Below are 12664 nucleotides of genomic sequence, written 5' to 3' on the forward strand. Positions count from 1 at the left end.
CCGCTCAGCGTGTCGAGATGCAGCCTTCGAGCCTGCCAAACTGCTCGGAATACGGCGGCAGCCGGTCGCCGACCTTGCTGACGACAGGCACGTCGCGTCGGTCTATTTTGCGATCCGTACAACTACCGGGAGAGTTGCCGCACGCCGTTGCAATCGCGCAGTGCCCTAAACCGCCTGCCGCGGCCCGCTATCCGGTGCTAGCCTTGGTGCCAGCCTCAACCTTGATGCCAGCCTTTTAATGCCAGCCTTGGCCGAAATCAGACCGGATCCTCATATGCCAACCATCTCAGACAAGTCGCTTGCCGACGGCAAGATCCTGCAAAGCGTAGTCGACGGCGTCGGCGTCATCACCTTCAACAATCCCGACAAGCGCAATGCGATGTCGCTGGAGATGTGGGAAGGGCTCGGCGAGGCGCTGACCGCCTTGCGCGACGATTCGGCAGTCCGTGTCGTGATCCTGGTCGGCGCGGGCGACAAGGCCTTCGTGTCCGGCGCCGATATCAGCCAGTTCGAGAAGACCCGCCACAACGCCGAGGCCTCCGAGGAATATTCACGGCGCAGCGCCGCCCAGCGCGCCTTGCTCGCCGACTACCCGAAGCCGACCATCGCCTGCATCCGCGGCTTCTGCCTCGGCGGCGGCATGCAGGTCGCGATGCTGACCGATATCCGCATCTCCGGCGCCAGCGGGCAGTTCGGCATTCCTGCCGCGAAGCTCGGCATCGCCTACGGCTATGACGGGCTGCGCCACCTGGTGTCGCTGGTCGGCCCGTCCTGGGCGCGGCTGATCATGTATACCGGCATGCGGATCGACTCCGCGGAGGCGCTGCGGATCGGCCTCGTCGATCGCGTGCTGCCGGATGCCGGGCTGTGGGACGCGACCATGGAGATCGCCCGCACGATTTCCGGCAACGCGCCGCTGGCGATCAAGGCCGCCAAGATCACCATCGCGCAGGTGCTGAAGGATCCCGCCGATCGCGACATGGCCGCGATCAAGCAGATCGGCATCGACTGCATGGACAGCGCGGATTTCCGCGAAGGCCGCAACGCCTTCATGGAAAAGCGCAAGCCGCAGTTCAAGGGCCGGTGACGCGGCAGTCTTACCCCGCCCCGCCGGCAGCAGCGCCCTGCTGCCGCAGGTGCGCTCGCCAAAATATCGAAAACAACCCCATGCAAAGGAGCCCGCGGCGTTCTGACAGGGCGACTTGACACGTCGGGCAACTCAGGATTATTCTTCTAATATTCCGAAATCGTGCAGGGCTCTGCGGGGAGGCGAAGCACAGCTACAGCGCCCTCGCGACGAGCCAGCCTACTTCTTCTCGTTGACCGGCACCGTGTAGTTGAGGATCAGCCGCCCGCCGTCGGGATAGATGGTCTGGCCGGTGATGTAGGAGGCATCGTCGCTGGCAAGAAATGCCACGACGGAGGCAACCTCGCTCGGCTCGCCGCAACGGCCGGCCGGGGTGCGCGACAGCACGCTGCGCCGCGCGTCCTCCGACGAGAAGATCGCCGTCGCCACCATCTCGGTCAGGATGGTGCCGGGGCCGACCGCCACGACGCGAATGCCGTGCGGCGCCAGCGCCACCGCGGCCACCGAGGTGAGCTGCTTCATCGCGCCCTTGGACATCGCATAGGTCGCAAGCGAGGGGATCGCCAGCAGCGCGTTGACCGACGACATGTTGACGACGACGCCGCCACCGCCCTGCGCGATCATCTGGCGCGCCGCGGCCTGCACGCCGAAGAACGCGCCCTTGAGATTGATCCCCATCACGTCGTCGAACTCGGCCTCGCTGATGTCGAGGAAGTCGCGGTTGCGCGCCACGCCGGCATTGTTGACCATGACGTCGAGCCGGCCGAACTCCTTCACCGCGTGAGCTACGATGCGATCGACATCGGCGCGCTTGCTGACGTCGGCCTCGACGGCCCGCAATCGATACTCATGTCCGAGTTCCTGGGCGGCGTGGACGAGCCCCGCAGCGTCGACATCCGAGATGACGACCCTGGCGCCATCGGACAGGAAGCGCGCGGCGCAGGCCTTGCCGATGCCGCGCGCCGCTCCGGTGATGGCGACGACCTTGCCGGAATTCTTCATGGGAGTGCCTCCAGACCAAAACTGTTCGCAGAGCAATAGCGCATTGCGCGTCGGCAGGGAACGCGGCGGATTCTCCGCGCGAGAGATCGGCGCGGGACTGCGCAAGCGCAACGCCGGTCTGCGCTGCGTGTACGCACAGCGCCGCGCCCGCCTCGCGGTCAAGATTGATGTCATAGGCAGACACCTTCACGCCCTGCTTGCGCAGGTCTTCGGCGAGGATGCGTCCGACTTCGCCATAGCCCAGCATGCCGACCTGGCACTGCCGCGGATCGCTGGAGATTGTCATCAGTTCAAGTCCCGTGTCGTGTCGTCAAACAGCTCGTCGACCGCGACGCGCCGGGGGATCAACGCTTGCTGGACGCAATAGTCGATCATCAATTCGAGCGGCTTGCGGTTCGCTTCGACGCCGAACGGCAGCAGGTCCGGCACATCAGGCGGACCGGCGTTCGCCTTGGCGCGCTCGAGGAGTTCGTAGAGGCTGCGCACCACGTCCGGGCGCGATGTCGCAAGCCGCTTCGTCACCACCACCAGATGATTGACCGGCACCATGCCATGCCGCGCGTACCACCGCGCCGCCTCTGCGGCCGGATCGGCGAACAACGGCTTGAGCGCCGGATCGCTCGAGGTCTCGCCCAGCACGGCATCGAGCTCGCCGTCCTTCAGCATCTGGAGGATGGCCCTGCCCTTCGGGGCACGTTCGGTGCTGTCGATATATTCGGCGACATGCGGGTCCTCGAAGGTGACCCAGTCGATGCGATCGAGGTTGACGCCATGATCGTTGGCAAGGATGCCGCGCATCCATGCGCCCGTCGTGGTGGTGAACGAGCGGATGCCGACCCGCTTGCCTTCGAGATCGGCGGGCATCAGCATGCCGCGACCGGCGCGACAAAGCGCATCGCCATGCTGGAAGCGGCCGACCATCGCGGCCGGCAACAGCACCAGCGGCTTGCCGTGCGCCCTCGCCATCAGATAGGTCACAATCGCCATCTCGCAGACGTCGAACGCCTGCTCGCGCACCATCGGCTTGAACGCGGCGTTGGTCGGCGTGAACTCGGTGAAGTCGAGATCGAACAGCTCCGAGCGCAGCTCACCGCTCTTCACCGCCTGGACGTGCGGATGATTGCCAAGCACCGTGCGCAGCCGAAGTTTCTCCATGGCGACGAACTCCGCGGGGTCAGGTCAGCGCGCGCCCTGGATTCACGCTTGCGGCCTTGCGCGGCACAGGCGCTGGTTGATCGACCGGCGCGGCTTGCAGGGCGGCAACCGTCGCGCGCACCAGCTGCTCGATGGCATGGCCGGCATCGGTGCCGTCGGCGCTGCCGCGCGACAGGCGCGAGACGCGCTCCGGCGTCACCAGCGTGTAGTAGAGCGCGCCGAGCAGGAAGTGGCCGCGCCAGACCAGATCGGTACGTGGAATGTGCGGCAGGCTTTCATGGATCGCGTCGATGAAGGCATGGCTGGTGTCGTCGAAGGTCTGCGCGATGATCTTGCGCACGACCTCGTTGCCTTCGGCCGACATGATCGCTCGCAACCGCGTGAACCGCGTCCCGCCGCCGGCGAGGTCGCTGCCCGAGGTGAAGGCCGGCAGTACATAGGCGCGCACGATCGCCTCCAGCCGGTCCTGCAGGTCGCGCACCCGCCGCGCCGCCGTCAGGAGCTCGGAGCGCCGCCGGTTCATCGGGCCGCAATGCCGCCGATAGATCTCCAGCAGCAGGCCGTCCTTGGTCTTGAAGTGATAGGTCACGCTGCCGGGATTGGCGCCGGCCGCCTGCGCGATGTCGCGTACCGAGACGGCGTTGAAGCCGTAGGTCGAGAACAATTCCTCCGCCGCGGCGAGGATCGCCTCGCGCATGTTCGGCTTGCGGGTGCCGGCGGCCTTGGCGTCGGCCTTCATGTCGGACTTGGCAGGCTTGCGGACCATATTTGTACTATCGTCCAAATATTCAGGTCACGTCAACAAGGCGGCGGCAAGCCCGCATTCAGGACAGTTTGACGTCAGGCTCGGCACGACCGCGCGCCGCGGCGTCGAGCAGAAAGGTCTGGCCGTGGCCGGGATCGGCCTCGCGCTGGGCCTCGTCCATGTCCTGCCAGGCTGACGTAACGAGCACGCGCGAAAAATCGCGGCCGACAAAGGCCGGACAGCTCGACTGTTTCGCCGGCACCTTCAGCGAGCGCAGGTGCCGGCCGGCGGGATCGTAGACATCGACGCAGCCGCCGCCCCAGCGCGCGTTCCAGATCATTCCATCGGCATCGACGATCGCACCGTCGAGCCCGCCGGCACCTTGATGTCTGATCAAGTCGATGGGCTCGCCGGTCGGCAATCCGGTCGATGGATCGAGCGGCACGCGATGCAGCACGTTGGTCGCGGTATCGGCGAAATAGCCGACGTCGCCAGCGGGTGAAAAACAGATCGCATTGGGGATCGTGATCCCGGGATAGAGCCGCGTGATACGGCCGTGATGCAGCGCGTAGATCGCGCCGGCGCCGTGCTCGGCCTGGCGCCCCATGGTGCCGAGCCAGAAGGTGCCCGATGGATGGACGCGGGCATCATTGGAGCGCGTCGCCGGATTGTCGGCTTCGAGTGCGACGAACAGCTCCATGCGACCACTGGCGACCTGCCGGGCGTAAAGCCCATCCTCGGTGAGGATCAGCTGCCGTTCGTCATCGATCCGCGCCAACGCGCTCGCCATCTTCGGCAACTCGTGAATGACGGTGCCGCCGCTTGCAAGACGATGCTCGAACAGCCGACGCTCGCGGATGTCGAACCACCATGCGGTGTCGGTCGCCGCGTCATAGGTCGGGCCCTCGCCGAGATGACAGCGCTCGGCAGACAGCACGGATGTCGGCACCTGTTCGATCAGCGGCTCGGCGGCGCGGTCGGTCATGGCGTCACTCACATGGTCGAGAATCGATAAATTGCGCTGCGCCGATAGATCTGCCCGGGGTCGAGCCGCGCCGACGGGAAGTCAGGCCGGTTCGGCGTATCCGGCCAGGCGTGCGGTTCGAGACATAGCGCATCGGATTGACGGTAGAGCAGATCGCCCTTGCCGGCGCTCGAACCGTCGAGGAAATTGCCGGAATAGAACTGCAGTCCCGGCTGGTCCGTGAACAGCTCCATCACGCGGCCGCTGTGCGGCGCCTCGAGGCGCGCGGCGAAGCGAACGCCTGTCCCCGAGGCAAGACAGAAATTGTGGTCGTAGCCGCGCCCGAGCCGCAGTTGCTCGTCATTCATCCTGATCCGCGCGCCGATCGCCATGGCCTTGCGGAAGTCGAACGGCGTGCCGTCGACCGGCCGCGGAGGGCCCGGCAACGGGATCGCGGTGGCGTCCACCGCGAGGAAATGGTCGGACGCGATCGTCAAAGGATGATCGAGGATCTGCGCGCCCGAGCGTGCGCCGTCGAGATTGAAGAAGCTGTGATTGGTGAGGTTGACGTATGTCGGCCGGTCGGTGGTCGCCTCGTAGGTGACCGTGAGTTCCATCGGGGCGCGCACGAGATAGGTCACCCGGGTCTGAAGATTGCCCGGATAGCCCTCTTCGCCATGCGGGCTTTCGCGCTCCAGCACCAGCGTCGGCTCCGGTTCATCTGATAGCTCAGCGATCCGCCACAGCTTGCGATCAAAGCCCTGCAGGCCACCATGCAGCGCGTTGGGGCCGTTGTTGGCGTCGAGTTTCACCGTCTCGCCATCGAGCACGAAGCGCGCGGCGGCGATCCGGTTGGCGTAGCGCCCGACGGTCGCGCCGAAGAATTTGCGCTGCGCGAGATAGCCGTCGAATTCGTCATGGCCAAGCACGACGTCGTCGCAATGCCCGCCGCGATCGGGCGTCAGCAGCGCCTGCAGCGTGGCGCCGAAGGGAAGAATGCTGGCCTCGAAGCCGTGCGCGCCGCGCAGCGTCACGCGCTCGACCAAGGCGCCGTCGGGCAATTTGCCGAAGGGCGCGCGAGCAATGCTGGCTGATGTCATTGTCAGTCCCCGAACGCCTCGACAGAGCGCCGTCGCCCCAGCATGAAGCTATCGGCGACCAGCCGCAAGGGCGCGAGGTCGACCTCGGACTTTCCGTCCGACGTCAGCGCGACGAAGCGGCGGTACAGCGCGGGATATTCCTCATCCGTGGCATCGACCACCAACCTGCTGCCGTCGCGCAGCTGCCGTCCGCCCTTCGACAGCGTCACAGGCCCGGCCTCGGTCTCGCACAGGATGTCCCAGTTCGGCGGCCCGGTCTGGCGAAAATCGAATTCGGCGTGGATCGGCAGGCCGTCCTCATCGGACAGGTCGATTGCCGCGGCAATCGGCGCCTCCCGGTTGGAAGGAACGTCCAGCATCGCGCTCCTGACAAAGACTGGACGCGGCAGGATCTCGGTCAGGATCGACAGTGCATTGATGCCGGGATCGAACACACCGAAGCCGCCCGCCTCGAAAATCCAGGCTTGGCCTGGATGCCAGACGCGGACGTCTTCCTTCCAGATGATCGTCACCCTGTTGATCGTGCGGCCGGCGAGCAATTGCCGCGCCGGTCCGACCGCGGGTGCGTAGCGCGAGTGCCATGTCGCAAACAATGTCCGGCCCGCCTCGCCCGCTGCCGCGATCAACGGCGTGAGTTCGCTTAACGTAGACCCAGGCGGCTTCTCCAGCAGCACGTGCTTGCCCGCGGCGAGCGCCGCGGCGGCCTGCGCGTGACGCGCCTGCGGCGGCGTGCACAGCGCAACGGCATCGATCTCCGGCCCGTCGCGCAACAACTCCTGCAAATCGCGGAAATGCGGCAGCCCCGACGGGCTCTTGGCCGGATCGGCCACCGCAACGAGTGCGACGCCTGAAGTCTTCGCGATCGCAGACACGTGCTGCCGGCGCGCGATCTCCCCGAAACCGACGATTGCGACGCGAAGCAGATCGCTCATGGCCGTCCTCGCGTTGCTGCCCGCCCGGACGGCCGATGCCGCCAGGCAAGGTCATAGGCCAGCGCCGGATACCAACGGCATGATCCGCCTTTGGTTGCAAAGGCGCAAGTCCACGACGCCTTGTTGTGCGCCGCGCGGCGGGAGCATCGGTCCTGATCGATCACAACCGATGCTCCAGGCTGTTGTTTTGACGGGTTTTCTTCACGCGAACCGGTGGCCGCATCATTCGAAATCGCGCTAGCGGGCGGCTTCGAATCCGCCGAGCACCGCCGTCAGATTGGCACCGAGGATGTCGGAGAGATAGCCGCCCTCCTGCACCAGCACGGTCGGCAGGCCGAACCGTGCGAGCGCTTCGCCGATCCGGCGAAAGCCGTCGGTGGTGACGGCGAGGCCCGCGAGCGGGTCCTTCTCGGAGGCGTCGAGACCGAGTGCGACCACGAGCGCGGTCGGCGCGAAGGAACGGATCGCCTTCTCCGCCGTCGCCAGCGCCCTGATGTAGTCGTCGTCGCCGGTGCCCTTGGCGAGGGGAATATTGAGATTGGTGCCAAGGCCGGGCCCGGCGCCGCGCTCATGCGCATAACCCCAGACGAACGGGTAGAAGAACGACGGATCGGCGTGGATCGAGACGGTGAAGACGTCCGGCCGCTCGTAGAAGATGCCCTGCGTGCCGTTGCCGTGATGCACGTCGACATCGAGGATCGCGACACGCTCGTGCTGCTGGCGCAGGTGCTCGGCCGCGATCGCGCTGTTGTTGAGGAAGCAGAAGCCGCCGGCGAGATCGCGATAGGCATGGTGACCGGGCGGACGACACAGCGCGTAGACCGCGTCCTCGCCGTCGAGCACCATCTGCGCCGCGGTGACCGCGACGTCGCTCGAAGCGCAGGCGCCGGCCCAGGTGCCGGGGCCGATCGGCGCCGCGGTGTCGACCGTATGCCAGCCGAGCTTGCCGACGATGTGGGTCGGGTAGGTGCCGGCGTTGCGCACCGGATGCATGTTCGCGATCATCTCCGGTCCGGCATTGCCGAGCGCCGACCATTCGTCCCAGGCATCAGCGAGAAAGCTCAGATATTCCGGACTGTGCACCCGCGCCCGCGGGCCCTGCCCAAATTTAGTCGGCTCGATCAGCGTGTGCTTGCCGACCTCCAGACCCGTCAGCAGGCGGTCGGCGCGCTCGGGCTGCTCGGTGGTGCGCTGGACCACACCGCGGACCAGGAAGAATTGCGGATCATGGCTGCGGTGCAGATCACTGTAGACGGCCTTCACGGGATACTCCTGTTCGATAAGCAGTTGAGCTGAGCCTTCGCAGGCGAATTGTACAGTATCAGCGGCGGCGATGATCTGAAACAACGCGCAATTTCATGCTATGTCCGCAGGCAGCACAACGATTCAAACACGCAGGATACGAATCCCGGCCATGGCGGGAAGCAAGGTGGAGACGGAGGATACGGCAACGGGGCGGCGCGGCCGGCCGCGCTCCGCCGCGACTACGGCCGCGATCCTGCACAGCGCCTATAGCCTGATGGCGACCACCGGCCTCTCCGCCACCACGATCGACGCGATCGCGAGACACTCCAACGTCTCGAAGATGACGATCTACAAATGGTGGCCGTCGCGCGAGGCCTTGCTGATCGATGCCTTCCTCGACCAGGCCTCGCGCGCGGTGCCGCTGCCCGAGGCGGGCAATCCGGTGACCCGCATCCGCCGTCATGTCGCGACCTACGTGGAGGCATTGCAGGGCGAGTTCGGACGGGTGCAGCTCGCGGTGATCTCGGAATGCATCTCGCAAACCGGCACGGCGGAATTGTTCTACGAGCGCTACCTCGGCCTTCGTCGTAGCCGGATGCTGGAAGTCATCGCCGCCGGCCAGAAGGACGGCAGCATCGGCGCGCCGGGCGTACCCGGCGATGTCTATGACGCGATCTACGGCAGCCTGTTCTATCGCTATGTCTTCGGCATCAAGCCGCTGACGCCGGCCTATGCCCGCAACCTCGTCAATCTGGTGCTGCGGCCGCACGCCGAGGCGTGAGCATCAAGCCGAGCGCTGCCGCTGACGGCGGAACCAGGCCCAGGTCTCGCGCGTCACGGCGCGATAGTTGCTGCCGCGATACACGATGTGGCCATCGACGATCGCGTTCAGCTTCGGCAACGCATGGAACGGCACCGTCGGATAGGCATGATGCTCGACGTGATAGGGCATGTTCCAGGCGAACCATTTCATGATCCGGCCTGTCATCGTAGTGCGCGTGTTCTCGAATGCACTCCGCGTCCGCTCGCAACCGGTGTGCTCTGCATAGAGATACGGGCGCAGGATGAGCTGACCGGCGAGCAGCGGCACGACCCACACCCAAAGCAGGACCGCGCTGTGCAGCACAAGCGATACCGCCAGCAACAGCAGATAACCTGCAAGATAAAGCCTTGCTTCCAGCACGATCGAGGCACGCTTGCGTTCCGGAATCCACGGCACGGTCACCTTCCCGGTGAGTGCATGCCGGAACATCAGCCGGATCCGGACCAATACCTGCAACAGTCCCGAATAGGCGATCGCGAGCTGGGTGTCCGACGCGGGCTTGGGACCGACGATCAGCTCCGGGTCCTTCTCCGGATCCTGGGTGTAGCGATGATGGTCCCAGTGAAACAGGCAGTAATATTGATAAGGCAATCCGATCATGAAGGCGGACAGGTTGCCGACGGCAAGATTGAGCGCGTGGCTGCGGAACGCCGTCTTGTGTGCGGTCTCGTGCACCACCATGAACAGGAACGCGACGAAATACCCCTGGATGGCAATCAGCGGCAACGCCCACACGAGACCATAGCGCGACGAGACCAGCCAGATCAGGACGCCGACCACAACGATCATCCCGTAATGGCTGGCCGCGCGCACCGCACCGGCAAGATTCGACTTGGCCGACAGGTCGCGCAAGGTCAGCGGGCTGAGCGGCTTCAGGCGGGGTCCGGCATCACTGGTCTCTGCGGAGCTCATGGTCGTCTCACCTGTCAGCGCTGCAAGAGCGCCGAGATTTCGGCGTTGATGAAGGCGCGGTCTTCGGCGTTGTTGACCGGATTGCCGGCCCGGTGGCCATGGATCGAGGGGATCGGATGCAGCGCCGCGGAGCGGGCATTGACCAGGCGGCCGAGCTCATCCTCATTGTCGCGCGGGTCGAAATAGCGGTCGGTACGCCCCGGCATCAGCAGGACATGCGCCCTGATCGCGGCGAGCGCGCGGTCGAAATCGCCGCCGAATTCATCGCAGCGGCTGATGTCGCCGGCCTGCCAGATCGCAATCTGCGCCAGCAGATCATTGGCATCGCGCCGCGCGAAGGCACCGTCCCAGGATCGCGCGAGGTAGTCCTCCAACGAGCTGAAGCCGGCCTCGCGCCAGACCTCCTCGCGATAGAACTCATGCGACATCGCCCAGCCGGCATAGACGCGCCCCATCGCTCGAAGGCCCGCCGTCGGCTTGGCGAAGAAGGGGCCATCCTGATAGGCCGGATCGGTGGTCAGCGCAGCCTTCACACCTTCGAGGAAGACATGATTATACGGCGAGCACCTTGCGCTGCCGCAGACCACCGCGGCGCGCTCCACCATATCAGGATAGCGCGCGGCCCAGTGATAGGCCTGCATGCCGCCCATCGACCAGCCGTAGACCAGCGCGAGCTTGGTCACGCCGAACCGCTCGACCAGCAGCCGCCGCTGGATGGCGACCGCGTCATGACAGGTGAAGGCGGGGAATGGCGCGCCGCCGAGCACCTCGCTCGAATTCGACGGCGAGGATGACAGGCCGTTGCCGAACAGGTTCGCGATGATGATGAAGTAGCGCTCGGGATCGAGCGCCCCGCCCGGCTGCACCAGCCATTCGATGTCGGTGTGCTGTGCGGCGAACGAGGTCGGATAGAGGATCACGTTGTCCCTGGCCGCATTCAGCGTGCCATAGGTCTGGTAGGCGAGCGCAAGCTGCGGAAACACCGCGCCGCCCTGCAAGGTCACCCGACCTGCCTCGAACACCTCGTAGTCGCGTGACGTCGTCATGCGCATTCGACCTCGAACGGAGGGCGCGACGCTGCGTCCTCAATAACTGTACCACAAGTACACTAATTAAGGAACCGCAGCAAGAGCGGCGAAGGTGGAATGACACCAGGCCGATCCATTCAAAATCGGTATCGATCAATACTCGTTTCGGCTTGGACCCATTGTCGTCATCTCTCTAGGACAGTCCTCGAGGAAATCTTTCAAGGAGGCGCGAATGAGCGCAATTGTGTCCGCCACGGATGCGCGGCGATCCCGCGTCCGGCTGTTGATCGTGACGATGCTGTTTCTCGTCACCACCGTGAACTATGCCGATCGCGCCACGCTCTCGATCGCCGGTCCTGCCCTTTCCAAGGAACTGCATCTCGACCCCGTCGCGATGGGCTACGTGTTCTCGGCGTTCGGCTGGTCCTATGTGATCGCGCAGGTGCCGTGCGGCTGGCTGCTCGACCGCTACGGCTCCAAATGGGTCTATGCGATCAGCATCATCGTCTGGTCGATCTTCACCGCGATGCAGGGTCTGGTCGGGTTCCTCTCCGCGGGCGCCGCCGTGGTGCTGCTGTTCGGGCTGCGCTTCCTGGTCGGCTTCGCCGAGGCGCCATCGTTCCCGGCCAATGCCCGCATCGTCGCGGCCTGGTTCCCCGGCAATGAGCGCGGCACCGCATCGGCGTTCTTCAACTCCGGGCAGTATTTCGCGACCGTGATCTTCGCGCCGCTGATGGGCTGGATCGCGCACGAATACGGCTGGCGCCACGTGTTCTATGTGATGGGCGGGCTCGGCATCATCATGGGCATCGCCTGGATCAAGACGATCTACGAGCCGAAGGACCATCCCGCAATCAACGAGGCCGAGTTCGACTACATCAAGCAGGGCGGCGCGCTGGTCGATATGGACGCAGCGAAGGCCGGCAAGACGCACGACAGCGGCCCCAGCTGGGACCATATTCGCCAGCTGCTCGCCAACCGCATGATGCTCGGCGTCTATATCGGCCAGTACTGCATCAACACGCTGACCTACTTCTTCCTGACCTGGTTCCCGGTCTATCTGGTGAAGGAACGCGGACTCTCGATCCTGCAGGCCGGCTTCGTCGCGACCTTGCCGGCGCTGTGCGGCTTCATCGGCGGCGTGCTCGGCGGCGTGATCTCGGACTACCTGCTGCGCCGCACCGGCTCGCTGACCATGGCGCGCAAGATCCCGATCGTCGGCGGCATGCTGCTGTCGATGGTGATCATCGCCTGCAACTACGTCGACAGCCAAGCGCTGGTGGTCGGCTTCATGGCGCTTGCCTTCTTCGGCAAGGGCATCGGCGCGCTGGGCTGGGCTGTCGTCTCCGACACCTCGCCGAAGGAGGCCGGCGGCGTCTCCGGCGGCTTGTTCAACACCTTCGGCAATCTGTCCTCGATCACCACGCCGATCATCATCGGCTACATCCTCGCCGCCACCGGCTCGTTCAACGGCGCGCTGGTGTTCGTCGGCGCCAATGCGCTGGTCGCGGCAATCGCCTACCTGTTCATCGTGGGCGAGATCAAGCGGGTGCAGTTGAAGGCGGCCTGAGCCGGGCCGCCGCAGCAGCAACAACACATCAACGGCGGCTTCGGCCGCCGTCTTTGTCTTCTTGTTTGTCTGCTTTTTGTCTTCTTGGCCAGTGGGAGGCA

At 65.3% G+C, this 12664-nt stretch carries 12 protein-coding genes; 3 read left to right on the forward strand and 9 right to left on the reverse strand.

From position 1 onward, the window contains the following. The first annotated feature begins 274 nt into the window (after positions 1–274). On the forward strand, positions 275–1087 hold the full coding sequence (locus HAP47_RS32030; protein WP_173641143.1) for an enoyl-CoA hydratase: 813 nt from the start codon (positions 275–277) through the stop codon (positions 1085–1087). Positions 1088–1306: 219 nt separating this feature from the next. On the opposite strand, the gene HAP47_RS32035 is transcribed toward HAP47_RS32030, so the two are convergent. The 7 genes from HAP47_RS32035 to HAP47_RS32070 form a co-directional block, all read right to left on the reverse strand. Then, on the reverse strand, positions 1307–2089 hold the full coding sequence (locus HAP47_RS32035; RefSeq protein ID WP_173641142.1) for an SDR family NAD(P)-dependent oxidoreductase: 783 nt from the start codon (positions 2087–2089) through the stop codon (positions 1307–1309). A 285-nt stretch (positions 2090–2374) separates the two neighbouring features. After that, positions 2375–3244, reverse strand: coding sequence for a hypothetical protein (locus HAP47_RS32045; protein ID WP_173641141.1), 870 nt, complete (start codon positions 3242–3244; stop codon positions 2375–2377). A gap of 19 nt (positions 3245–3263) precedes the next feature. Then, on the reverse strand, positions 3264–4010 hold the full coding sequence (locus HAP47_RS32050; RefSeq protein ID WP_173641140.1) for a TetR/AcrR family transcriptional regulator: 747 nt from the start codon (positions 4008–4010) through the stop codon (positions 3264–3266). Positions 4011–4068: 58 nt separating this feature from the next. Then, entirely contained in the window at positions 4069–4947 is an 879-nt protein-coding gene (locus HAP47_RS32055) for an SMP-30/gluconolactonase/LRE family protein (protein ID WP_173643021.1), read from the reverse strand. Between the two features lie 35 nt (positions 4948–4982). Then, positions 4983–6053 carry an aldose epimerase family protein gene (locus HAP47_RS32060; RefSeq protein WP_173641139.1) on the reverse strand — a complete coding sequence of 357 codons (1071 nt, stop codon included), beginning with the start codon at positions 6051–6053 and terminating at the stop codon, positions 4983–4985. Between the two features lie 2 nt (positions 6054–6055). After that, complete coding sequence (locus tag HAP47_RS32065) at positions 6056–6985, reverse strand: Gfo/Idh/MocA family protein (protein ID WP_173641138.1); 930 nt, start codon at positions 6983–6985, stop codon at positions 6056–6058. A gap of 237 nt (positions 6986–7222) precedes the next feature. Then, entirely contained in the window at positions 7223–8248 is a 1026-nt protein-coding gene (locus tag HAP47_RS32070; protein ID WP_173641137.1) for a histone deacetylase family protein, read from the reverse strand. Positions 8249–8399: 151 nt separating this feature from the next. Between HAP47_RS32070 and HAP47_RS32075 the strand changes: the two genes are divergently transcribed. Then, positions 8400–9011 (forward strand): TetR/AcrR family transcriptional regulator, encoded by a 612-nt coding sequence (locus tag HAP47_RS32075; RefSeq protein WP_173641136.1) that lies wholly within the window; start codon positions 8400–8402, stop codon positions 9009–9011. A gap of 3 nt (positions 9012–9014) precedes the next feature. Here HAP47_RS32075 and HAP47_RS32080 read toward each other — a convergent pair whose 3' ends face one another. Further along, positions 9015–9965: a fatty acid desaturase gene (locus HAP47_RS32080; RefSeq protein WP_173641135.1), complete on the reverse strand. Its 951-nt coding sequence runs from the start codon at positions 9963–9965 to the stop codon at positions 9015–9017. A 14-nt stretch (positions 9966–9979) separates the two neighbouring features. Further along, positions 9980–11011, reverse strand: coding sequence for an alpha/beta fold hydrolase (locus tag HAP47_RS32085; protein ID WP_173641134.1), 1032 nt, complete (start codon positions 11009–11011; stop codon positions 9980–9982). A gap of 214 nt (positions 11012–11225) precedes the next feature. Here HAP47_RS32085 and HAP47_RS32090 point away from each other — a divergent pair, with 214 nt between their 5' ends. Further along, positions 11226–12563, forward strand: coding sequence for an MFS transporter (locus HAP47_RS32090; RefSeq protein WP_173641133.1), 1338 nt, complete (start codon positions 11226–11228; stop codon positions 12561–12563). The last annotated feature ends 101 nt before the right edge of the window (positions 12564–12664 follow it).

The organism is Bradyrhizobium sp. 41S5 (genome assembly GCF_011516665.3).
Taxonomy (GTDB): Bacteria; Pseudomonadota; Alphaproteobacteria; order Rhizobiales; family Xanthobacteraceae; genus Bradyrhizobium; species Bradyrhizobium quebecense.